This is a genomic window from Arthrobacter sp. YAF34, from assembly GCF_052113245.1.
Lineage (GTDB): Bacteria > Actinomycetota > Actinomycetes > Actinomycetales > Micrococcaceae > Arthrobacter.
The window spans coordinates 98,203-119,482 of record NZ_JBFRCV010000007.1; the positions used below are offsets into that span (position 1 = coordinate 98,203).

Sequence of the window (21,280 nt, forward strand, 5' to 3'; positions counted from 1 at the left end):
GTTCCGCATGGCGTCAGCCATTTAGTCAGCATGCTTACTAGAATGGCCTGACCATCCTGCAGAGAAACGAGCCCTCATGACCCCGGCAGCCGCCACGCGTTCCCTCCCGTACCCGCTGGGCGTCACCCTGCGCCACGACGGCGCCAACGTCGCCATTTACTCGCAGACCGCGGACTCCGTGGAGTTCTGCAGCTTCGACGACGACGGCCGGGAGACCCGGACCACGCTTCCGGAGCGGACCGGGCATGTCTTCCACGGCGTCATTCCCGGCGTCACCGCGGGCACCCGCTACGGCCTGCGCGTCGACGGCGCCTGGAACCCCGACGCCGGGCTGCGCCACAACGTCAACAAGCTGCTCCTAGACCCGCATGCCACCGCCATTGAGGGCGGCTACGACTGGGGCCAGGCGGTTTTCGCCCACGATCTGAACAATCCCGCCGAGTTCGACCCCACCGACTCCGCCCCGGCCGTACCGCGCTGTGTGGTCACGGACCGTGCCTTCGACTGGGACGAGGGCACCCCCGACGCCGGGCCGCGGACCCCGCTGGCCGACACGGTGGTCTACGAAGTCCACGTCAAGGGCTTCACGCAGCAGCACCCGGACGTTCCGGAAGAGATCCGCGGCACCTACGCCGGCCTGGCCCACCCGGCCGCCATCAAGCACCTCACCGATCTGGGCGTCACCGCCGTCGAGCTGCTGCCGGTGCACCAATTCGTCCAGGACAGCCACCTGGAAGAAAAGGGCCTGCGGAACTACTGGGGCTACAACAGCATCGGCTTCTTCGCCCCGCACGGGGACTACAGCGCCGCGGGGGACGGCGGCGGCCAGGTCGCCGAGTTCAAATCGATGGTCAAGGCACTCCATGCGGCCGGCCTCGAGGTGATCCTCGACGTCGTCTACAACCACACGGCCGAGGGCAACCACATGGGCCCGATGCTTTCCTTCAAGGGCCTCGACAACGGGGCCTACTACCGCCTGGTGGAGGGCGAGGAGTCCGCCTACTTCGACACGACGGGCACCGGCAACAGCCTCAACGTGGGACACCCGGCGGCCCTGGGGCTGATCATGGATTCGCTGCGCTACTGGGTGACCGAGATGCACGTCGACGGGTTCCGCTTCGACCTGGCCACCACGCTGACCCGCCAGGACGGCAGTGCCGAACTGCACAGCGCTTTCCTGACCCTGATTGAACAGGACCCGGTACTGGCCCCCGTGAAGATGATCGCCGAACCGTGGGACACTGCCGGCTACCAGCTGGGCGGGTTCCCGGCCGACTGGTCCGAATGGAACGGCAAGTTCCGCGACGACGCCCGCGAGTTCTGGCACGGCGGCGAAAACATCCTGGGTGACTTCGCCCAGCGTTTCCTCGGCAGCCCCGATGTCTACGAGGGAAGCCGCCGGGCCCCGGTCTCCAGCGTCAACTTCATCACCGCCCACGACGGCTTCACCCTGGCGGACCTGACGGCCTACGACGAGAAACACAACGAGGCCAACGGCGAGGACAACAACGACGGCGAGAGCGACAACCGCTCGGCCAGCCACGGCGTCGAAGGGCCCACCGACGACGCCGCGGTCAACGAGCTGCGTGACCGCCAGCGCCGGAACTTCCTCGCAACGCTGCTGTTGTCCACCGGCGTGCCCATGATTCTCGGCGGCGACGAGATCGGTCGCAGCCAGGGCGGCAACAACAACGCCTACTGCCAGGATGACGAGATCTCCTGGTTTGACTGGAACAAGATCGATGAGGGGCTGCTGCAGTTCACGACGGAGCTGATCGCCCTCCGCCGTGGGAACCCGGCGCTCCGTCCGGCCTGGTTCCGGCACGCGCCCGAGGCCGGCGGCGCCGATACCGTCCGGGTGCTCCGCGCGGACGCCGAGGGTTTCACCGCCGAGGACTGGACGGCGGACCACCGCGCCATCGCCTTTGTGCTGGAGCACGACGGCGCCGATGCATTCGCGGTGCTGCTGAACGCGGCCGGAAACGGCGTCGAGTTCACCGTCCCGGCCGCCCCCGCGCAGGAATGGGAACTCGTGCTCTCCACCGACCCGGAGCAGCACGTGGAGGCCCCGGTGACCTCGCTGATTGTGCGGGACCGGTCCGTCACCGTGCTGCGCTCACGCACGGCATGAGCGGCCCCGTCCGCATGGAGGTCCACGCGGCGGGCCACACCGGCCACGTTTTCGCGTCCCGGGGAGTCGCGTCCCGGGACGGCGGGACCCGGGACGGCGGTCCGACTGCGCCCGCCGTCGTGCTCATCCACGGGATCGGCGCCTCACACCGTTACCTGCGCCGCCTGCACCGGCTCCTGGCCGGCTCAATGGACACCTATTCCATTGATCTGCCGGGCTTCGGCGCCACGCCCAGGCCCGGGCGCACGCTCTCCGTAGCCGAGTACGCCCGCTACATCCTGGGCGCCATGGATCAGCTGGGCGTGAGCGAATTCGTTCTGGTAGGCCACTCGATGGGTACCCAGTTCGCGACCGAGGCAGCCCTCCAGGAGCCCGGCCGGATTCCCCACCTGGTGCTGATGGGACCGGTGGTGGACCCCCAACGCCGCACGGTGGCGCAGCAGGCCCTGGCGCTGGGACGGGACTGCCTGTTCTACGAAAGCCCCTCCTCGAACGCGCTCGTCTTCACCGACTACCTGAGGTGCGGGCCCGTCTGGTACATCAAAACCCTGCGGGTCATGATGGAGTACCCGACGGAGCAGAAAATCACTGGTGTCACCGCGCCGGTCCTCGTGGTGCGGGGAGCCAACGACCCCGTGGCGAATGCGGGCTGGAGCCGCCGGCTGGCCGGGCTCGCGCGCCGGGGGGAACTGCTGGAAGTGCAGGGAACCGGGCACGTCGTGCAGCACAACCGGGCCGTCGAAGTGCGGGACGCGATTCTGGCTTTCGCGGGCCTGAACGCTGCGGTCGGTCAGGTGCTGCCGGGGAACCCGGCGTAAACGATGGGGGGCAGGGGCATTCCCGCGGCGGACCCTCGGCGGGTCCGCCGCGGGCCCCTGGCCCGCCCCGGGCCAGGCGTGGCCTCGGGCCGCGGGAGCTCCCGCGCGGTTAGTCTGTCAGTGAACTTATCAATCTCTGTCCCCGGACTGAACTTCTCAAGGTGGTCTGTATGTCCTTTCGCGGGATGATAAACGTGGATCCGGCTGCCTTGCCGCACGTTGCCGACGGCGTCCCCCGGGAGCTGCTGCTGCGGGCGCTTGCGGCCACGTCCGAGATTTCCCTCATCACCGACGCAGCACAGAACATCCTGCACGCCAGCCGGTCCTTCACCGCCATCACCGGCTATTCCGAGGCTGAAGTGCTCGGAAGTAATTGCCGGATTCTCCAGGGCCCCGGCACCGCGCCGGAGACGGCGGCCGCAATCCGTGCGGCCCTGGCCCGGGGTGAAATATTCCAGGGCGATATCCTCAACTACCGCAAGGACGGATCGCCGTTCTGGAACGCCCTCAAGATCACGCCACTGCGGGACGAGTCCGGCCGCGTGACCCACTTCGTGAGCGTCCAGCGGGACATCAACGCGAGGATGGCCCTGCATGAGCAGCTCCGCTTCCAGGCAACCCACGATGCCCTGACCGGGCTGCCCAACCGGGGAGCCCTCGACGCCCACTTCTCGCGCGTCGCCGAGACCCACCCGGGCACCCCGGGCACCCCGGTCAACCTGGCCGTGGGCTTGGTGGACCTCGACGGGTTCAAAGACATCAACAACCGGCTGGGACACGAGGCGGGCGACCTGATCCTCACAAGCTGGGCCGCGCGGATGCAGGCGCGTCTCCAGCCAGGGGAATTCCTGGCACGCATCGCCGGAGACGAGTTCGTCCTGGTGATCGAGGACCTTCCCGAGGCCCGGGCGCAGGCCGCGCTGCCGGCCGTGTTCGAACGGCTCGGCGGCAGCATTGATGCCCCGTTCGACGGGGGAGGAGAGGGCATCTCCATAGCCATGAGCGCGGGCGTGGTCCTCTCGCCGCGGGACGGAACCACCCTGCAGGCACTGCTGCGCCAGGCCGATGCGCCCCTGCGGGCCGCGAAGTCGCGGGGCGCTGCGGAGGGCGGCTGGTGGGAACTGGCCGGCGGCGCTGGTCCGGACGCCGGCGGCGCCGGTGCTTCGCCGGTGCCGGCCCCGGGCCGGCAGGCGGCGGGAACCGAACCTGGCCGTGCCGCGGATACCGGGCCGGCGGCGGCAGCGGACGCGGCGGCCCGGTACAAGGAGCGCCTGTTCGGCGGCGGGCTGGAGATGTTCATGCAGCCGGCGGTGGATCTGTTGAACGGGGGCGTCTATCTCTTTGAAGCCCTTGCCCGGCTAAAGCTCGACGACGGCAGCCACCTGCCGCCGGCCGCGTTTCTCTCGGATCTGGCCGCCGCAGAGACGGACCAGCTGTTCCGGACCGGTCTGGACCAGGTGCTGGCCCAGCTCGCGACCTGGGACAGCGCGGGGCTCGCCGCCAAAGTCTCCGTCAACATTGCGCCCTCGACGCTGCTTGACCCCGAGTGCCCCCGGTTCATCGAACAGGCGCTGCTGCGGCACGGGATCGTGCCCCAACGCCTGGTGCTGGAACTGCTGGAGACCGAGACGACGGACTGGGATCTGCTCAGCGGTCCGCTCAATCGCCTGGTCGCGCTGGGCGTGGGAGTGGCCATGGATGACCTTGGCGCCGGCTACAGCAGCCTGAAACGCCTTTCGATGCTGCCCTTCACCACCGTGAAGATCGACAGGGACATGCTCACCGGCCTGCGGACGAACCCCCTGGAAACGTTGAGCCTGATCGCCACCCTGGTGCAGATCGGGCGGGACTTTGACATGACGGTGGTCGCCGAGGGGCTGGAGGACCTGGGCATGACGGAGGCGGCGGCGGTGCTCGGTGCCCAATACGGCCAGGGCTACCATCTCGCCCGGCCGATGCCGGCGGCCGAGGTGCCCGGCTGGATGGAGGACTTCGCCGGACCCGGCGTCGGGCGGCAACTCCAGACCGGCCTGGGCGCGCTGGCCTTCCACTGGAAGTTCATGCGGCTGGGATCGCCCCATCCGCACGCGGTCCACGACTGCCCGCTGACCGGCTATCTGGACATCCGCGGCGCGGTGAACTCCGACGTCGGGCGCTGGCACGAGCAGCAGCACCGGGCCGAGAGCAGCTTCGGCGCCGGCCAAATGATTGTTGACTGGCTGGTCCGGGAGATCCGCGCCGGGCGTTAGACCTCGAAGTGCGTCCGGGTGGGGCCCTGCCCGAGCGCCTCAACGACGCCGGCCGCGACCGCGTGGAGCTTGACGTTCCGGGCGCTGGAGGCCGACTTCAGGAGCTCGAACGCCTCGTCCTGGCTGCAGCGGTTCTGCGCCATGATGATCCCGACGGCGACGTCGATCCCGGTCCGGGTTTCCAGGCTGGCCATGAGGTTGGCAGCTGTATCGCTGTTGTGCGCGAACCGGACCGCAAGCCGCAGGGCCATGGAGGTCTGGTGGACAAAATCACGGGCCAGTTCCGTGGCGCGGTGATCGAACCGGCCCGGCCGGTGCGAATACAGGTTCAAGGCGGCGCGGGTTTCGCCTTCCAGCAGGAACGGCAGCGCCAGGATGGAGCGGACCCCGTGCCCGCGGACCGTCGCCGCGTACTGGGGCCAGCGGCCGTCGCGTTCAACGTCCTCGATGTGGACGGTTTCCTGCTCCCGGGACGCCGTCATGCACGGGCCGTCGCCGTAGGCGTACTGGATTTCGTCCATGGCCTGCGCGGCGAGGCTGCTGCTGGCGACGGTGGCCGCCTTCCTGTGCCGCAGGAGCGTGATGCCGCACAGGATCTCGTCGCCGGGCTCCGACAGGCTGCGCGCCGAGATGCGGGCGAGCTCGCTAAGGAACTCTTCGACGTCGGAGCTGCTGAGCACCAGTTCCTGCAGGTGCTGATTTATTGAATTTGCGGTTGACTCGCTGGCCACTTATCTGTTGCGCCGTTTCACTCAGGTCAAGACGACCCGGCGGCGCTTCCCACCGCGGCAAGTGGCGGATACGGCAGCTGCCGGCCGGATCGAAGAACAATCCAACGGCTTGCTGCAAAACCGTACCGGGAGAGTATATCCATCCGGACACGCGGGCTCCACCCGGTGATCGGGCCCGAAGCCTCCTGAACTATTTGCCCGGGACGTAGGCTGTGGCTTAGACGAATCGTCACGAACGGATTCCGCATGCCAGAGCTCGACCTCAAGGACTCCCAGTCCGCTCCTCTGCCGATCTCCCGCGCCGCGGGCCGGCCCGCGGCCGCCGTGCTGGAAGAGCTGGGCTCCGGCGAGAACGGACTCAGCGGTGCCGAAGCAGCCCGGCGCCTGGCGGAAGTGGGGCCGAACGCGGTGCGGACCCATATGGCCAGCGGGTGGTCGGTCCTGGGCCGGCAGCTGGCCAGCCCCATCCTGATCCTGTTGCTCATCACCGCGGGGCTTTCGCTTTTCCTAGGGGACGCCACGAACGCGATCGTGATCGGCGTGATCCTGCTGGTCAGCGTCGGCCTGGGGTTCAGCAACGAATTCCGGGCCGAACGTGCCGCTGAGGCCCTGCATTCGCGCGTCACGCACCGCGCCGTCGTCGTCCGCGACGGGACGCCGGGGGAAATCGACGTCACCGCGCTGGTGCCCGGCGACGTCGTCCACCTGGCGATCGGGGCGATCGTGCCGGCTGACATGCGGGTGCTCGCGGCGAAAGACCTGCTGTGCGATGAAAGCATCCTGACCGGTGAATCGCTGCCGGCCGCCAAGGATCCTGCGCCGGTCCCGCCGGATGCCCCGCTGGGGGACCTGAGCAGCTGCGTCTTCATGGGGACCGTGGTCCAGTCGGGCAGCTGCACCTCAGTGGTGGTCGCCACCGGCGGGCGGGCGGAATTCGGCCGGATCGCGCTGGGCCTGGGCGAGCGGCAGCCGCAGACCGAGTTCCAGCTGGGCCTGAAACGCTTCTCTTTCCTGCTGTTGCAGGTGGCCATCGGGCTGACGTCGCTGATCTTTGTCGCGAACCTGCTGCTGCACCGGCCCGTCATCGAATCGCTGCTGTTCTCGCTGGCGATCGCCGTCGGCATCACCCCGCAGCTGCTGCCCGCGGTGGTCAGCACCAGCCTGGCCACGGGAACCCGGCAGCTGGCCCGCCGGAAGGTCCTCGTCAAGCGCCTGGTCTGCATCGAGGACCTGGGCGACATGGACATTCTGGTCACGGACAAGACCGGGACGCTGACCGAAGGCAAGATCAGTTTCACCGCCGCGCTGCCCGCCAGCCCCGGCATCCCGCCGGCTGAACTGCTGACCCTCGGTCTGCTTGCCACGGAGGCCGACTACGCCGAGGCGAGGCGCTCGACCGTCGGCCTGAACCCGTTGGATGCCGCCCTCTGGGAATCAGCCGATGCCGCGGAGTTCCGGCCGGAGCGCTACGAACGGCTGGACGTCATCGACTTCGACCACCAGCGGCGCCGGACCAGCGTGCTGGTGCGTGAGGCCGGCGGGCCCGCCCGCATCATCACGAAGGGCTCGCCGGAGGACGTCCTCGCCCTCTGCGTGGGCACGCCGGCGGAGGTGCAGACGGTGCTGGACCGGCAGTTCGACGCCGGATCCAGGGTGGTGGCGGTCGGAACCCGGCGCGCGGACGGGCTGGAGGACCTGACGCCCGCTGACGAAAAGGACCTGGTCCTGGCCGGGTTCCTCATCTTTCTGGACCGGCCCAAAGCCAACGCCCGGGCCTCCCTGGACCAGCTCGAGGCGCTCGGCATCATGGTCAAGATCGCCACCGGCGACAACGCCCGGGTGGCCGAAAAGGTCTGCGACGAACTCGGGGTTCTCTCCGGCGGAACGCTCAGCGGCGCCGCGGTGGAGGCCATGTCCGATCCCGAGCTGGCCGCCGCCGCGCGGGAGGCCAGCATCTTCGCCCGCGTTTCGCCCGAGCAGAAAGCCCGGATCATCCGGCTGCTGCGCCAAAGCGGCGGCGCCGTGGGGTTTATGGGCGACGGCGTCAACGACGCCCTGGCGCTGCACGCCGCGGACATCGGCATCTCGGTGGACAGCGCCACGGACGTCGCCAAGGACGCCGCCGACGTCGTGCTTCTCGACAAGGACCTGGGGGTCCTGGCCGAGGGTGTCATGGAAGGCCGCCGGATCTTTGCCAACACCATCAAGTACGTCCTGATGGGCACCTCCAGTAACTTCGGCAACATGTTCAGCGCGGCCATTGCCTCGGTGCTGTTGAGTTTCCTGCCCATGCTGCCGGGCCAGATCCTGCTGAACAACCTCCTCTACGACGCCGGCCAGTTGGCCATCCCGGGGGACCGGGTGGACAAGGAGCAGCTGGTGGCCCCGTCGCACTGGGACATCGGCTTCATCCGGCGCTTCATGTTCCTGTTCGGCCCCATCAGCTCCATCTTCGACTTCGCAACGTTCGCCCTGATGCTGTTTGTCTTCGACGCGGTGCCCGGCGAATTCCGCGCCGGCTGGTTCATCGAGTCCATCGTCACGCAGACGCTGATCATCTTTGTCATCCGGACCCGGCGCGTCCCGTTCTTCCGGAGCAGGCCGTCGGCGGGACTCATCGGCGCTTCCCTGGGCGTGGTGGCCCTCGGGGTCTACCTGCCCTTCTCGCCCCTGGCCGGCGTGCTGGGTTTCGATCCGCTTCCGGTCCCGTTCTTCCTCGCCCTGCTCGGGATGGCTGCGGTGTACCTGGTGCTGGTGGAACTGGCCAAGGTCTGGTTCTACGCCCGCGCCGCGCAACAGCCCCTCCCGCCCAGGGCCGCCCCGGTCCGGCGCCGCGGCCGCAGCCACCACATCGCGCGGCGGGCCGCACGCTTCAGCGTCCCCGCGGCAAGGCCCCTGCTCGTCAACCGCGGACCGGGCTGGCGCCGCCGACGTAAAACCGGGCACAAAGGCCCTCACCGGGTTAAGGCCGCTGGCGGATAGTTGGATTGAGCGGCCATGTCGTCCATTTCGGTCCCGCAGGGCCCGTCGGGACGCCAGTTCCGCAGTACAGGAACTGATGGGGCCGATGGCCGACGTCTCGACTGGAAAGCCATAGCCCATGAGCATTTTTGGAGACAGGGTCGACGCCGGAAGGCAACTCGGCCGGCGTCTGGCGGAACTGCGCGGCCAGGACATTGTGGTCCTGGGCTTGCCGCGCGGCGGCGTCCCGGTCGCCTTTGAAGTGGCCGCCGCACTGGACGCCCCCCTGGACGTGATCGTGGTGCGGAAACTCGGGCTTCCCTACCAGCCCGAACTCGCCATGGGGGCGATCGGCGAGGGCGGAGCCAAGGTCCTGGACGAGCAGGTCCTGGCGCATACACGGGTCAGCGAGGCCGAACTCCAGGCGGTTGAAGAGCGCGAACGCGCTGTGCTGGAAAACCGGGTGGTGCTGTTCCGCAAGGGCCGGAGCCGGCAGGACCTCACCGGACGCATCGCGGTGATCGTCGACGACGGGATCGCCACCGGCTCCACGGCCCGCGTCGCCTGCCGCATCGCCCGCAAGCTGGGCGCGGCCCGGGTGATTCTGGCCGTTCCGGTCGCCCCGGCGGACACGCTTGCGACCCTGGCCGAACCGGATGAGGTGGTCTGCCTGGCGACCCCCCGCCAGTTCACCGCCGTCGGCTACCATTACCGGGACTTCTCGCCCACCGACGACGACGAGGTGGTGCGGCTGCTCGATCTCGCGGCCAAACGGCTGGAAACTGCGCCGCAGCCATACCGGACCGCGCCGGGGACCCGCGCCGGGAGCGCCGCCGACGTCGACGAGGAAGTGGAAATCCCGTCCCGCGGGGTGCGGCTCCAGGGCCAGCTCCACCTCCCGGTCCCGGCCCGGGCCGTGGTGCTGTTCGCCCACGGCAGCGGCAGTAGCCGCCACAGCCCCCGGAACCGCTACGTGGCCGGGGTCCTGCAGCAGGCCGGCCTGGGGACGCTGCTGCTGGATCTCCTGACGCCCGCGGAGGAACGCCAACGCGCCAACGTCTTCGACATCGAACTCCTGGCCCGCAGGTTGTCCTCGGCAACGGACTGGCTAGCCACCCGGGTGGACACGGCCTCGTGCGCTGTCGGCTACTTCGGTGCCAGCACGGGCGCTGGAGCGGCGCTGTGGGCGGCGTCCGAGCCCTCGGCGCGGATCGCGGCCGTCGTGTCGCGTGGGGGGCGCCCCGACCTCGCCGGCCCGCGGCTCTCCGCCGTGACTGCGCCCACGCTCCTGATCGTGGGGAGCCTGGACTACGAGGTCCTGGAACTCAACCGCAAGGCCAAGGCCATGATGCGGAGCCCCAGCCAGCTCGCCGTCGTGCAGGGCGCGACACACCTGTTCGAAGAACCCGGCACGCTCGCTGCGGCGGCCATCCTCGCACGGGACTGGTTTGTCGATTACATGCTGCTCCCGGACGGGGCCAGTCCGCGGGCTGCGGGCGTCTGAACTGCCTGCACTGTCTGAGCTGCCTGAACTGAACTGTCTGAATTGAACTGTCTGAACTGTCAGATGCGGCGCGTCTTGCGGCCTTCAGCCCTGTTCCGGATGCCCAGCAGCATCCGCCGCTCCATCAGGAACTGCGCCGGTTCCAGAAGCGCGCGGAGGACCAGCCCCGCGGCCAGGGGTGAATAGTCGTACCGGGTGCGTGAGACGAGCCTGCTGGCATGGCTCCCCACCGGGCGCAGCACGAACGTCCAGCCGACCTCCACCCGGGGGCCGGCCGGAGGCACGCCGTCGGGCGACATCCTCCGCGTGCGCAAATCGATGGTTCCGCCCAGGCCCAGCACTGTAGGGGATTGGAGAAGCCGGACCGACAGGCCGCCGTCGGGGGACAGCGCAACGGTGTCGCCCACCTTCAGCTGCTGCAGCTCGGGGTGAATCCTGTCTGCGCTGTGGATGCCCAGGCCCGCGGCGTTCTCGAGCCAGTCGTAGGAGTACATTCCGCCGCGTCCGGCGCCCATCTGGACAAGCCACGGCCAGACGCCTGACACCGGGGCCGCGATGGTCACGGCGCGGGTGCTCTGCATGCGCGGGGTGGGCACGAACTCGTCCCCCGCGAGCGGCCCCGCAGCCTCCTGGGTGGTGGCGCCCCAGAGCAGGAGCCGCGGCCGGACAGCCAGAACGTACGCGGCCCCGGCCCCCGCCGCAACGAGTGCCGCGAGCGGTCCGCGCATCCGTTCCGGAACGTGCGGGCCGTTCACGCGACGGACCTCATCCGGCGGCCGGAGCGCCCTGACGGTCGTCCGGTCCCTCGCCGACCACCACCACCGGGCAGTGGGCGTGGGCCGCGCAGGCCCCGCTCACCGAGCCCATGACCTGATGGAGGAAACCGCCCTTCCCGCGCCTGCCCACCACGAGCATTTCGGCGTTCTGGCTTTCATCGATAAGGACCTTGGCCGGCGGCCCGAACTTGACCGAGCGGGTGAGCCCTTCCGGGCGCGAGTCACCAAACGCGCGCTCCAAGGCTTGGTCCACGAGGCGTTTGGCGGTCTCCTCCAGCTGCGTCGTGGTTGGCATGCTGTCCTCCGGCAGATGGGAGGCAAGGAAGAAATCGGACGTGCCCAGGCACGTGATGACCTCCAGAGGGACGTTCAGCCCCGTGGACATGCGCCCGGCGAGGCGGAGCGCCGTCGTCGAAAACTCGGAACCGTCCACGCCCACGACAATGCGCTGATCACCGTTCATGCTCCCCAGCCTTCCCCCTGCTCCCGGGCCTGCCTAGGGCCGAAAGTCACGCGGGGCTGGGCCCCGCGCGGGCCTCCCCTTAGGGTGGAACAGTGACTGCCGGTGCCGGACCAGGCGCCGGCCCGCCACCGGACCACCTGCCGGACCATGACGGTCCGCAGAGCCTGCCAACCGAGGAGATCCTGATGAGAGTTGCTGTTACCGGAGGAAGCGGAAAACTGGGACGGAGCGTCGTGCGGCGGCTCAGTGACGACGGCCACGAGGTGACCAACCTGGACCGGACGGGCGCACGCGGCCGCGGGTTCACGGAAGTGGACCTGCGCAACTACGGCCAGGCGGTGGATGTGCTCCTGGGCCTGGAGGACCGCCATGCCGGCTTCGACGCCGTCGTGCATCTGGCCGCGATTCCCGCCCCGGGGCACGCGCCCGATGCCGCCACGTTCGAGAACAACATGCAGTCCACGTACAACGTGTTCCAGGCCGCCCGCCGGGCCGGGATCAAGAAGATCGTCTACGCCTCCAGCGAGACGGTGCTGGGGCTGCCGTTCGACGTCGACCCTCCCTACATCCCGGTGGACGAGGAATACCCGGCGCGGCCGGAAAGCACCTACTCCCTGGTCAAACACCTCGAGGAGCAGATGGCCATCCAGCTGACCCGCTGGGACCCGGAACTGAGCATCACGGGCCTGCGCTTCTCCAACGTGATGGACCCGGAGGACTACGAGGAGTTCCCCTCTTTCGACCACGACGCGAGGCTGCGCAAGTGGAACCTCTGGGGCTACATTGACGGCCGCGACGGCGCGCAGGCGGTGGCCCGGGCACTGGAGCATGCCCAGCCCGGCTTCGAGGCGTTCATCATCGCCAACGAGGACACCGTGATGAGCCGTTCCAGTGCCAGCCTGGCCGCCGAGGTCTTCCCCGACGTCAAAGTGGTCAAGGACCTGGGCGAGCACGAGACGCTGCTCTCGATCGACAAGGCCAAACGGGTCCTGGGCTATGCGCCGGAGCACAGCTGGCGGAATTACCACCCCAACCGGACCACCCCGACCGAAGACTGAAGCACCCGGCTCATCCACCAAGCAGACCGATCCCGACCACTGAGGAGTTCCATGCAATACCGCACCCTGGGCAACAGCGGCGCCGTTGTCTCCACCTACGCACTGGGCACCATGACCTTCGGCGCCGAGGCCACCGAGGAGCAGTCCCGCGCCATCCTGGACGACTACTTCGCGGCCGGCGGCAACTTCATCGACACCGCGGACGTGTACAGCTCCGGGGTTTCGGAGGAAATCATCGGCCGCTGGTTGGCAGACCGGACCGAGGTCCGAGACCGGGCTGTCGTCGCCACGAAGGGCCGCTTCCCGATGGGCCAGGCCCCGAACGACGTCGGGACTTCCCGCCGGCACCTGGTCCGCGCGCTGGATGATTCGCTGCGCCGGCTGGGCGTGGAGCAGATCGATCTCTACCAGCTGCACGCCTGGGACCCGGTCACGCCGCTCGAGGAGACCCTCCGGTTCCTGCACGACGCCGTCAGCAGCGGCAAGATTGCCTACTACGGCTTCTCCAACTTTCTGGGCTGGCAGCTGACCAAGGCCGTCCACGTGGCGAAGGCCCATGGCTGGAGCGCTCCCGTGACGCTGCAGCCGCAGTACAGCCTGCTGGTCCGCGAGATCGAGTCGGAGATCGTCCCGGCCTCGCTCGACGCCGGGATCGGCCTGTTGCCGTGGTCGCCGCTCGGTGGCGGCTGGCTCTCCGGAAAGTACCAGCGCGACCAGCCGCCGGCAGGGGCCACCCGGCTCGGCGAAAATCCGAAACGTGGAATGGAGGCCTGGGAGGCCCGGAACGCCGATCCGCGCACCTGGGACGTGCTCGCCGAGGTGCAGGAAACCGCCGGGCGGCATGGCGTGAGCCCGTCCCAGGTCGCGCTGGCCTGGCTGGCGGACCGGCCCGCGGTCACCTCGGTGATCCTGGGCGCCCGCACCACCGAGCAGCTCGCGGACAACCTCGCGGCGGCGGACCTCCGGCTCACCGCGGGGGAGGCGGAGCGCCTGACCGAGGTGAGCCGGCCGCGCGTCGGCGTCTATCCGTACGGGCCGATGGCCCAGGAGCAGCGCAGCCGGAAGCTCGAGGGGGGCCGCTAGCGTCCCGGGCCGCGCTGGGACAACCGTGGCGCAGGGGAGGAACCGGCACCAAAAAGGTCCCGGGCGGCGAGTCGATGCTCAGCCGCCCGGGACCTGGCTTTTTTGGGTCCGGCTATCAGCGTCCGGTTGATCGCTGGCTTAGTGCACCAGCTCGCGGGTGGTGCCGAAGGGCACCTGGTCCGACAGGGCCGCCGTGTAGTGGCCCGGCTTGTGCCGCGTCAGCAGGATGCCGTGGGTTCCTGTGGTCATTGCGAGCCGCTGGAGGCCGCGAACGGCTTCATTGAGGCGGTCATCGAGGACCTGCCGGCTGTCGACCTGGATGTCGATGGTCTGGGTAACGTGGGTCATGGCACTGTCTTTCTTGGAGGTCTCTTCTTGGCCCCAATAGTTGCAGGAACACTAACGTCATATTTGTGGGCCCGTCAAATCCCCTGAGGGCCCGGTTTTGACGGCAAAAGAGGTGCCGGGCAGGCGGTGCGCCCTTGACCTGCGGTTCCGTTCCGGCTTCCATTCGATCCGGGACCTTCGGCCCTAGAAATCTGCCGAGAGGCAGTCTCGTCCGCTCCGACCCAAACTGTCTCCTCCGAAGGGCAGATCAACGTGGCGTGCGGGCAAACGCGGTGAAGTGCACCTCGGCCTCTTTCACGGCGAAGGCGGCAATGAGGTTCGGCCCGGCACGTTCCGTGCGGCCCGATTGCCTATGACCCTGCAGATAACGGGGATAATCTTCAGCGGGGAGATTATTTTCAACACAGCGCAAAGGCGGCATGACGACATGGCAGAGGCTCAAGCAGGGAAACCGCAGGGACGGTGGCGGACCTTCCACGAGAAGTTCGTCGTGGAGGAGCGATACATGAGCGAGCCGGCGCGCCGGAACCTCTACCGCACCGCCGTCGGCCTGATGATCGCAGGTCTCGTGCTGTTCGTGATCATCCTGACGGGAGTCCTCCAGCATGACGGCATCTCGGCGGCAGACGAGCCCGTCCGGTCGTGGCTCGTGACCCTGCGCGCCCAACCGGCCACCACCATCATGATCATCCTTGCGATCGTCTTCGGCCCCATCGGGCTGCCGATCATCGTCCTGGTCGTGACCGTGGCCTGGGGCTTGCTTGCCAAGCACGCCTGGCGGCCCATGCTCCTGGCCGGCGCCATGCTGACCGGCGTGATCCTGGCGCAGGTCATCGGCCACATCGTGGAACGTCACCGGCCTCCGATCAACCTCATGCTCTTCGGTGGCGACACCACGTTCTCGTTCCCGTCCGGTCACGTCCTGGGCGCGTGCGACTTCCTGCTGGTCACCACGTACCTGGTCTTTTCGCGCCGGACGAACCCCCGCTCCGCCGTCGTCGCCTTCATTGTGGCGGGCATTGGGATCTTTTTCGCCGCCGTCAGCCGTCTCTACCTCGGCTACCACTGGTTGACCGATGCCTTGGGCGCCTTCTCGATCTCGCTCGTGATTCTGGGCGCCGTCATTGCGCTGGACACTTGGCGGACCGCACGGATCAAGGGCGAGCAGATCACCGGGACGCTGTCCACCGCCGACGCCGGCCAGGACTAAGCGCCCCTCGAAAACGACCGCGGCCAAAAGAGACCGCTGCCGGAACTGATCGCGGTCAGTGGCTGCGCGCCCGCTTGAGTTCGGCGCGCAGCCTGGCATTGGCTGCCTCCAGTTCCATCACCTTGGCCACGCCGGCCAGGTTAAGGCCCTCCGCCAGGAGTTCGCCGATCCGCCGCAGGGCCACGAGGTCCGCGTCGCTGTACTGCCGGGTGCCCCCCGCTGTGCGATCCGGGGCGAGCAGTCCCCGGCGCTCGTAGAGCCGGATATTCTGTTGCCCCGTGCCGACCAGTTGCGCCACCACGGAGATGGCGTACAACCCTGACTGCGAGCTGCGTGGCGCCATGGTCTTTCCTCCCGTTCCGGCAACTTTTCCCTTGCATCAGTGTTTCACCGGTGCTATAAAAAATCTATACCCGCCAGCATAGAAAACTTGTGGTGGGTGTAGGCATAAAGTCGTAGGAAAATGTCGACCAACTCGCGCTAAAGGAGTGGGAAATGATGTTAGTTCGGACGGACCCGTTCCGTGATTTTGACCGGCTCGCCCAGCAGGTGTTCGGGACCGTGGCACGCCCCGCGGCCATGCCCATGGACGCATGGCAGGAAGACGGCGTCTTCGTCGTCGCGTTCGACCTCCCGGGGGTCGATGCTGACTCGATCGGACTGGATATTGAACGCAATGTCCTCACTGTCCGGGCGGAGCGGCGGGACCCCGCCCAGCCCAACGTGGAGCTCACGGTTTCGGAGCGCCCCCGCGGCGTCTTCAGCCGCCAGCTGATCCTCGGTGACACGCTGGACACCGAAAACGTCACGGCGCATTACGCCGACGGCGTCCTGACCCTTCGCATCCCCGTGGCGGAGCAGGCCAAGCCGCGGAAGATTGAAATCACCCGTTCGCAGGACAACCTGCAGGAAATCGGCAAATAGTCCCGGGGCCCGGCGTCGAGCACTGGGCCGGCGCCGGGCCCGGCTTCACCTGGCGGAGCCCGACAATGCCCTCGCACAACCCTGACCCCCGCGGCTATTACGCACTCCTGCACGTGTCTCCGGACGCGAGCAGGCAGGAGATCGGCCGTGCCTTCCGGGCGCTGATGCGCCGGCACCATCCCGACGCCGACGCCGGAAACGCCGACGCCGGAAACGCCGACGCCGACGCCGACGCCGGCGAGGTTGGCGCCATCCTGCACGCCTTCACCGTGCTGCGGGACCCGGGGGCCCGTGCCGACTACGACGCCGGCGGCCGCCGGAAGCCCGTTCCCGCCGGCACTTCGAAGGGCAGCGCCGGCCAACGCGGCCAAGGCGACCAAAGCGGCCGTGACATCCCGGTGCGCATCATCCGGCGCCGGGAACCGCTTCTGCGGGTGCTCCCGGTGCGGTGGGAACCACTGCCCGGCCCGGAGAAGCCCCCACATCTAGGTCCTTGAGCAGAGGCGGCTGGCGTAGCTGCCAACAAGATTGGCCAGCCGCTCCCACTTAGGAGGAGAACATCCATGAGCGCATGGCGCCGTTACGATTCACACCTGATGCCGGTGTTCCACGAACGATTCGAGCAGCGCTGGGGCAAGGGCACGGCACCGTTCCTGGATCCGGAGGCCCACGAGGCTCCGCTGCCCCGGGCCCAATGGATCAATGTCGACACGGGGGCGGCGCTGGCGGTGGTCCCGGTCTGGACGGCCGAGGACAACCAGCACCGTTCCTTCGGGGTGTTCTACCTGCCGCCCGCGGGTGATATCTGGGTGCTGCGGCCTGGCTTCACGGAGTATCTGGAGCCTTCCGCGGACGAGGCGGAACAGCTCGTGGGCCTGCGGAACGACGCCTTCCGGAAGGCGGTGGCGCACGCCAAGGACTTCCTCCTCGGGCCCGAGACTGCGGGTTTCTAAGCGGCGCGGGATGCCAGCTCAGTTGCTGGCGGCCGCGTAGACGTTCAGGCTGCACGAGAACACGATCCACGAGACGTAGGGCAGCATGAGCAGGCCAGCGGCCCGGCTGGCGAGGCCGAAGAGGACCGCGGTTGCGGATGCGGCCACGGCGTGCGCCACGATGATAAAGAGGGCAAGCCAGAGAGCTGCAGCGCCGATCATCGGATACATGCCAAAGAACAGCGGCGCCCAGGCCAGGTTCAGCAGCAGCAGGATGCCGTAGACCGTCATGGCGCGGTTGAGTTGCCCGGAGCCCACCCCGGAGCCCACCCCAGCGTCGGGCCCGGGGCGCTGCCGCCAGACCAACCACGCCGCCACTGCCATCGCTGTGTAAAGCACCATCCAGACCGATCCGAAGGCCCAGGCCGGCGGTGTCCACGGAGCCTTGTCCGCCGCCGCGTACCACCCGCCGGCGTTGGCGATGATGACCTGCGAGGCCAGGTAGGCCACTGCATGGGAAACCGCGAGGAAGCCGAGGAGAGCCGCTCCCTGCGGGCCCGGTCCGCGCCGGGCCGACGGCGGCGAAGGCCGGCGGCCGACGGGATGTTCAATTTTCACGTGCACGGATCAACACTGGTCAATGCCCCGGCGTGCGTCAAACCGGCGAGGTTCGTGGCGCCGGTCCCGGGGGAGGCCTAAAATCAGTCAACCATCACCGAAACTACATAAAGGTCCCGTCGATGAACTCTTCCGCCAAGGAGTTGGCTGCCCTTCTTCCGTCCGGCTTTACCCTGGGCGTGGCGACGTCCGCCTTCCAGATCGAGGGCGCCCTCGACGTGGACGGCCGCGGTCCGTCCGGGTGGGACGTCTTCGCCGCGAAGCCGGGGTCCATCGTGGAGGACCAGAGTGCCGCCATCTCCTGTGATCACTACCACCGGATGCCCGAGGACGTGGCCTTGATGAAGGACCTCGGGATCGATTCATACCGGTTCTCGCTGTCCTGGCCCAGGATCCAGCCTGGCGGCAGCGGCCCTGTCAACCCGGCCGGGTTGGACTTCTATGACCGGCTTATCGACCTGTTGCTGGAAAATGGGATTTCCCCCATGGCCACGGTCTACCACTGGGACACCCCGTTGCCGCTGGAGGAGGCCGGCGGCTGGATGAACCGGGACACCGCATACCGGCTGGGCGAGTTCGCCGGCATCGCCGCCGCTGCCTTCGGGGATCGCGTGGACCGCTGGGTGACGATCAACGAGCCTGCCACCGTCACCACCAACGGCTACGCCCTGGGCATGCACGCCCCCGGCGAAGCGCTGATGCTCAAGGCGCTGCCCAGCGTGCACCACCAGTTGCTGGGCCACGGCCTGGCGCTGCAGGCGCTGCGTGCGGCCAAGGTCCGCGGAGAGATCGGCGTGACCAACGTCTACTCGCCGATGGTCCCGGCCACCGCGAACCCGCTGGACAAGCTCAGCGCCGGACTCATGGACGTGGCACAGAACAGGCTCTACGCGGATCCCGTGCTGCTCGGCAAGTATCCCGACGTTATCCGAGCAGCGACGTTCTTTTCATCCTCGTTCAGCCCCTCCAGCGAGGACATGGACCTGATCTCCCAGCCCTTGGATTTCTACGGCCTGAACTATTACATGCCTACCCGCGTCGCTTCGGGTCCGGGCGAGGGAGCCGTGCCGCCCAGCATGGCGGAGGCCATGGGGGACGACCTCAGCGGGACGCCAGGGTCGCCGTTCCACATTGCGCCGTTCCCGGATACCGAGACCACCGCGTACGGCTGGCCGGTCAAACCCGAATACATGTCCGTCGCCCTGGCCGAGATGGCGGAGCGCTACCCCGACCTGCCGCCGGTGTACATCACCGAGGGCGGCGCGAGCTTCGAGGACATTGTGGTCCGGGACGCCGCGGCGGACCGGCGGATCATTCCGGATGAGCGCCGGGTGCGGTACTTGGCGGATCACCTCGGCACGGCCCTGGAAGCCATCCGTCCGGGCGGCGCCGCCGAGTCCGTGGATCTTCGCGGCTATTACGTATGGTCCCTCATGGACAACTTCGAGTGGTCCGCCGGCTACAAACAGCCGTTCGGGCTGGTCCACGTCGATTTCGACACCCAGGTGCGCACGCCGAAGGCCTCGTACTACTGGCTGCAGGAGGTGATCGCGACCCGGAGCGCGGCGTCCGCCGCGGGCTAGAGCAGGTCCAGGTCCTGCAGGCCCTTGGCGAGTCCGGCGCCGTCGGGCGAATAAATCCACGGGACGCCCGATCCCGAGTGGTCGCCGGAATCGGAGTGGCCGCCGGCGAGGACGGCCTCGCTGGCCGACAGCTGCCGGATCCCGATCGCGGCCACCAGGTCCGGGTGCTCCTGGCTGAAACCGGAGTAGATCTCCTCATCGTGCTGGCCGTTGTCGCCGAACAGCAGCCAGCGCATGTTAGGGAACTCCTGGGCGAGCAGCTCAAGGTTGCGCCGCTTGTGTTCCGGGCCGCTGCGGAACCAGCGGTCGTGGGTGAGGCCCCAGTCCGTGAGCAGCAGTGTGCCCGAGGGATAGAGATTCCGGGTGATGAAGCGGGCCAGGGTGGGCGCCGCGTTCCACGGGCCGGTGGACAGGTAGATCACGGGGGCGTCCGGGTGCTCCACCATGAGCCGATCCATCAAAACGGCCATGCCGGGCGTCGCCATCCGGGCGCGTTCGTTCAGGACGAAGGTGTTCCAGAGCGCCAGGAAAGGCCGGGGGAGGGCGGTGACCATGATGGTGTCATCAATGTCCGAGACGATCCCGAACCGGGTGTCCGGGGCGATCACGAAAATCCTGGCTTCGACCGGTTCGGTTCCCTCCGCCCGCAGCACGGCCGTGTGCCAGCCGGGGGTGAGCTCAACGGGGACCACGGTGTCCACCAGGCCGCCGCGGTCCGCGTGCACCCGGGTGGTAATGCCGCCGATCTCGATCTCAACCTCGGTGAACTGGATCGGAACGCTGGTGAAGGCCCGCCAGCCGCGGAAATTCTGGTTGCCGTTCAGGGCAAGCCGCTCGGCCTTGCTGCCGGGGATGGGCTTGCTGGTGAGGACCGCGCGGCCCAGCACCCGGACCCACTGCGTAGAACCGTAGCCCTGATAGGCGACCGTCTGCGGGACGAACTTCCAGCGCCGGGCCGTCCTGAGGCGGAGGCTGTTGACGGTGTCCGACACCCAGTGGGCAAGCCGGAATGCCCTGTTGCCGGACACGGGCAGTTGCTGCGCTGGTTGAGACGCCAATTCCATGCCTCCACTCTTTCACAGTGCCGGAACCCCCGACGGAACCCCGGCGGCCTTACCCGGGAAAGCGCTCGCCCAGCAGCCGGCGCAGTGTGGCGGCGTTACGGACGGCGTTGCCGCCGCCGTCGTTGTTGAAATACGCGAAGACGTCCTTGCCTGCCGTCCGCCATTCGGCGATCCGCGCCGCCCACCACTGCAGGTCGTCATCCGAGTACGAGCCGCCGTAGAGGACGTCCGGGTCCGGGCCGTGCAGCCGGACGTAGACGAACGGGGCCGTGGCGCGCAGGATGCACGGCAGCCCCGCACCGCTCATCACGCAGTAGGCCGCGCCGTGCCGCTCCAGGAGGGCGTAGACGCCGGCGTCGTCCCAGCTCGGGTGGCGGAACTCCACGCTGACGCGGACCCACTCGGGCAACGCGGCCAGGAAGTAGTCCAGCCGGGCATCGTCCCGGGCAAAGTCCGGGGGGAGCTGGACCAGCAGGACGGCCCGCTTGTCGCCGAGCTCGTGCCAGCACCGCGTGATGCGCTCCACCCAGGCCTCGGGGGCGTAGAGCTTCTTGCCGTGCGTCAGGCCGCGTGGGGCTTTGACGGACATCATGAAGCCTTCGGGCAGGCGTCGGCGCCAGCTGGCGAACGAGGTCTCCCTGGGCCAGTGGTAGAAACTCGCGTTCAGCTCCACGGTGTCGAAGCGGGCCGCGTAGTGCGCCAGCCGGTCCCGGGCAGGCAGGCCTGGCGGATAGAGGACCCCCTCCCAGTGGTCGTAACTCCACCCTGAGGTCCCGATCCGCAGTGCGCCCGTGTGGTTGGGCCGCTCGTAGTCAGCCATTCGCCGC

General features: G+C 68.4%; 20 protein-coding genes. 12 read left to right on the forward strand and 8 right to left on the reverse strand.

Going from position 1 to position 21,280, the window contains the following annotated elements; translation table 11 throughout:
• Nucleotides 1-76 precede the first annotated feature (76 nt).
• The 3 genes from glgX (at nt 77) to AB4Y72_RS10460 (ending at nt 5,198) form a co-directional block, all read left to right on the forward strand.
• On the forward strand, nt 77-2,131 hold the full coding sequence (gene glgX, locus AB4Y72_RS10450; RefSeq protein WP_441426092.1) for a glycogen debranching protein GlgX: 2,055 nt from the start codon (nt 77-79) through the stop codon (nt 2,129-2,131).
• Nucleotides 2,128-2,949 (forward strand): alpha/beta fold hydrolase, encoded by an 822-nt coding sequence (locus AB4Y72_RS10455; RefSeq protein ID WP_441426093.1) that lies wholly within the window; start codon nt 2,128-2,130, stop codon nt 2,947-2,949. The genes glgX and AB4Y72_RS10455 overlap by 4 nt, the downstream gene beginning before the upstream one ends.
• 170 nt (nt 2,950-3,119) lie before the next feature.
• On the forward strand, nt 3,120-5,198 hold the full coding sequence (locus AB4Y72_RS10460; protein ID WP_441426094.1) for a putative bifunctional diguanylate cyclase/phosphodiesterase: 2,079 nt from the start codon (nt 3,120-3,122) through the stop codon (nt 5,196-5,198).
• Here AB4Y72_RS10460 and AB4Y72_RS10465 read toward each other — a convergent pair.
• Complete coding sequence (locus AB4Y72_RS10465; protein ID WP_441426095.1) at nt 5,195-5,929, reverse strand: GAF and ANTAR domain-containing protein; 735 nt, start codon at nt 5,927-5,929, stop codon at nt 5,195-5,197. The genes AB4Y72_RS10460 and AB4Y72_RS10465 overlap by 4 nt on opposite strands.
• A gap of 246 nt (nt 5,930-6,175) precedes the next feature.
• On the opposite strand from AB4Y72_RS10465, the gene mgtA reads away from it, so the two are divergent.
• Together mgtA and AB4Y72_RS10475 are read left to right on the forward strand one after the other, a co-directional pair.
• Nucleotides 6,176-8,911 (forward strand): magnesium-translocating P-type ATPase, encoded by a 2,736-nt coding sequence (mgtA, locus tag AB4Y72_RS10470; protein ID WP_441426096.1) that lies wholly within the window; start codon nt 6,176-6,178, stop codon nt 8,909-8,911.
• A gap of 118 nt (nt 8,912-9,029) precedes the next feature.
• On the forward strand, nt 9,030-10,394 hold the full coding sequence (locus AB4Y72_RS10475; RefSeq protein ID WP_441426097.1) for a phosphoribosyltransferase family protein: 1,365 nt from the start codon (nt 9,030-9,032) through the stop codon (nt 10,392-10,394).
• Nucleotides 10,395-10,453: 59 nt separating this feature from the next.
• Here AB4Y72_RS10475 and AB4Y72_RS10480 read toward each other — a convergent pair whose 3' ends face one another.
• A complete protein-coding gene (locus tag AB4Y72_RS10480; protein ID WP_441426098.1) occupies nt 10,454-11,149 on the reverse strand; it encodes an SRPBCC family protein in 696 nt (231 codons plus the stop codon).
• Nucleotides 11,150-11,159: 10 nt separating this feature from the next.
• Entirely contained in the window at nt 11,160-11,633 is a 474-nt protein-coding gene (locus AB4Y72_RS10485; RefSeq protein ID WP_441426099.1) for a universal stress protein, read from the reverse strand.
• 185 nt (nt 11,634-11,818) lie between these two features.
• Here AB4Y72_RS10485 and AB4Y72_RS10490 point away from each other — a divergent pair, with 185 nt between their 5' ends.
• Together AB4Y72_RS10490 and AB4Y72_RS10495 are read left to right on the forward strand one after the other, a co-directional pair.
• On the forward strand, nt 11,819-12,691 hold the full coding sequence (locus AB4Y72_RS10490) for an NAD-dependent epimerase/dehydratase family protein (RefSeq protein ID WP_441426100.1): 873 nt from the start codon (nt 11,819-11,821) through the stop codon (nt 12,689-12,691).
• 51 nt (nt 12,692-12,742) lie between these two features.
• Nucleotides 12,743-13,774, forward strand: a complete 1,032-nt coding sequence (locus AB4Y72_RS10495) for an aldo/keto reductase (protein WP_441426101.1) — start codon at nt 12,743-12,745, stop codon at nt 13,772-13,774.
• Nucleotides 13,775-13,912: 138 nt separating this feature from the next.
• Here the strand turns inward: AB4Y72_RS10495 and AB4Y72_RS10500 are convergent, their stop codons facing one another.
• A complete protein-coding gene (locus AB4Y72_RS10500; RefSeq protein ID WP_441426102.1) occupies nt 13,913-14,122 on the reverse strand; it encodes a hypothetical protein in 210 nt (69 codons plus the stop codon).
• A 427-nt stretch (nt 14,123-14,549) separates the two neighbouring features.
• On the opposite strand from AB4Y72_RS10500, the gene AB4Y72_RS10505 reads away from it, so the two are divergent.
• Nucleotides 14,550-15,332, forward strand: a complete 783-nt coding sequence (locus AB4Y72_RS10505; RefSeq protein WP_441426103.1) for a phosphatase PAP2 family protein — start codon at nt 14,550-14,552, stop codon at nt 15,330-15,332.
• Nucleotides 15,333-15,387: 55 nt separating this feature from the next.
• Here the strand turns inward: AB4Y72_RS10505 and AB4Y72_RS10510 are convergent, their stop codons facing one another.
• The gene (locus tag AB4Y72_RS10510; protein ID WP_441426104.1) at nt 15,388-15,675 is read right to left on the reverse strand and encodes a MerR family transcriptional regulator; all 288 of its coding nucleotides are present in this window, start codon (nt 15,673-15,675) and stop codon (nt 15,388-15,390) included.
• 152 nt (nt 15,676-15,827) lie between these two features.
• Between AB4Y72_RS10510 and AB4Y72_RS10515 the strand changes: the two genes are divergently transcribed.
• The 3 genes from AB4Y72_RS10515 to AB4Y72_RS10525 all read left to right on the forward strand — a co-directional run bounded on the left by AB4Y72_RS10515 (nt 15,828) and on the right by AB4Y72_RS10525 (nt 17,209).
• Nucleotides 15,828-16,256, forward strand: a complete 429-nt coding sequence (locus AB4Y72_RS10515) for an Hsp20/alpha crystallin family protein (RefSeq protein WP_441426105.1) — start codon at nt 15,828-15,830, stop codon at nt 16,254-16,256.
• A 65-nt stretch (nt 16,257-16,321) separates the two neighbouring features.
• Nucleotides 16,322-16,753 (forward strand): J domain-containing protein, encoded by a 432-nt coding sequence (locus tag AB4Y72_RS10520; RefSeq protein WP_441426106.1) that lies wholly within the window; start codon nt 16,322-16,324, stop codon nt 16,751-16,753.
• Nucleotides 16,754-16,819: 66 nt separating this feature from the next.
• Complete coding sequence (locus AB4Y72_RS10525) at nt 16,820-17,209, forward strand: hypothetical protein (protein WP_441426107.1); 390 nt, start codon at nt 16,820-16,822, stop codon at nt 17,207-17,209.
• A gap of 18 nt (nt 17,210-17,227) precedes the next feature.
• Here AB4Y72_RS10525 and AB4Y72_RS10530 read toward each other — a convergent pair whose 3' ends face one another.
• Nucleotides 17,228-17,806: a TspO/MBR family protein gene (locus tag AB4Y72_RS10530; protein ID WP_441426108.1), complete on the reverse strand. Its 579-nt coding sequence runs from the start codon at nt 17,804-17,806 to the stop codon at nt 17,228-17,230.
• A gap of 122 nt (nt 17,807-17,928) precedes the next feature.
• Between AB4Y72_RS10530 and AB4Y72_RS10535 the strand changes: the two genes are divergently transcribed.
• The gene (locus AB4Y72_RS10535) at nt 17,929-19,389 is read left to right on the forward strand and encodes a GH1 family beta-glucosidase (protein WP_441426109.1); all 1,461 of its coding nucleotides are present in this window, start codon (nt 17,929-17,931) and stop codon (nt 19,387-19,389) included.
• Here the strand turns inward: AB4Y72_RS10535 and AB4Y72_RS10540 are convergent.
• Both AB4Y72_RS10540 and AB4Y72_RS10545 read right to left on the reverse strand, forming a co-directional pair.
• Complete coding sequence (locus tag AB4Y72_RS10540; protein ID WP_441426110.1) at nt 19,386-20,453, reverse strand: App1 family protein; 1,068 nt, start codon at nt 20,451-20,453, stop codon at nt 19,386-19,388. The genes AB4Y72_RS10535 and AB4Y72_RS10540 overlap by 4 nt on opposite strands.
• 49 nt (nt 20,454-20,502) lie before the next feature.
• A complete protein-coding gene (locus AB4Y72_RS10545) occupies nt 20,503-21,273 on the reverse strand; it encodes a DUF72 domain-containing protein (protein ID WP_441426111.1) in 771 nt (256 codons plus the stop codon).
• Nucleotides 21,274-21,280 lie beyond the last annotated feature (7 nt).

Bases quoted from the DNA above. Each gene is read 5' to 3' on its own strand.
- glgX (WP_441426092.1), top strand. From the start codon at position 77: ATGACCCCGGCAGCCGCCACGCGTTCCCTCCCGTACCCGCTGGGCGTC.
- AB4Y72_RS10455 (WP_441426093.1), top strand. From the start codon at position 2,128: ATGAGCGGCCCCGTCCGCATGGAGGTCCACGCGGCGGGCCACACCGGC.
- AB4Y72_RS10460 (WP_441426094.1), top strand. From the start codon at position 3,120: ATGTCCTTTCGCGGGATGATAAACGTGGATCCGGCTGCCTTGCCGCAC.
- mgtA (WP_441426096.1), top strand. From the start codon at position 6,176: ATGCCAGAGCTCGACCTCAAGGACTCCCAGTCCGCTCCTCTGCCGATC.
- AB4Y72_RS10475 (WP_441426097.1), top strand. From the start codon at position 9,030: ATGAGCATTTTTGGAGACAGGGTCGACGCCGGAAGGCAACTCGGCCGG.
- AB4Y72_RS10485 (WP_441426099.1), bottom strand. From the start codon at position 11,633: ATGAACGGTGATCAGCGCATTGTCGTGGGCGTGGACGGTTCCGAGTTT.
- AB4Y72_RS10490 (WP_441426100.1), top strand. From the start codon at position 11,819: ATGAGAGTTGCTGTTACCGGAGGAAGCGGAAAACTGGGACGGAGCGTC.
- AB4Y72_RS10495 (WP_441426101.1), top strand. From the start codon at position 12,743: ATGCAATACCGCACCCTGGGCAACAGCGGCGCCGTTGTCTCCACCTAC.
- AB4Y72_RS10500 (WP_441426102.1), bottom strand. From the start codon at position 14,122: ATGACCCACGTTACCCAGACCATCGACATCCAGGTCGACAGCCGGCAG.
- AB4Y72_RS10505 (WP_441426103.1), top strand. From the start codon at position 14,550: ATGGCAGAGGCTCAAGCAGGGAAACCGCAGGGACGGTGGCGGACCTTC.
- AB4Y72_RS10510 (WP_441426104.1), bottom strand. From the start codon at position 15,675: ATGGCGCCACGCAGCTCGCAGTCAGGGTTGTACGCCATCTCCGTGGTG.
- AB4Y72_RS10515 (WP_441426105.1), top strand. From the start codon at position 15,828: ATGATGTTAGTTCGGACGGACCCGTTCCGTGATTTTGACCGGCTCGCC.
- AB4Y72_RS10520 (WP_441426106.1), top strand. From the start codon at position 16,322: ATGCCCTCGCACAACCCTGACCCCCGCGGCTATTACGCACTCCTGCAC.
- AB4Y72_RS10525 (WP_441426107.1), top strand. From the start codon at position 16,820: ATGAGCGCATGGCGCCGTTACGATTCACACCTGATGCCGGTGTTCCAC.
- AB4Y72_RS10535 (WP_441426109.1), top strand. From the start codon at position 17,929: ATGAACTCTTCCGCCAAGGAGTTGGCTGCCCTTCTTCCGTCCGGCTTT.
- AB4Y72_RS10540 (WP_441426110.1), bottom strand. From the start codon at position 20,453: ATGGAATTGGCGTCTCAACCAGCGCAGCAACTGCCCGTGTCCGGCAAC.
- AB4Y72_RS10545 (WP_441426111.1), bottom strand. From the start codon at position 21,273: ATGGCTGACTACGAGCGGCCCAACCACACGGGCGCACTGCGGATCGGG.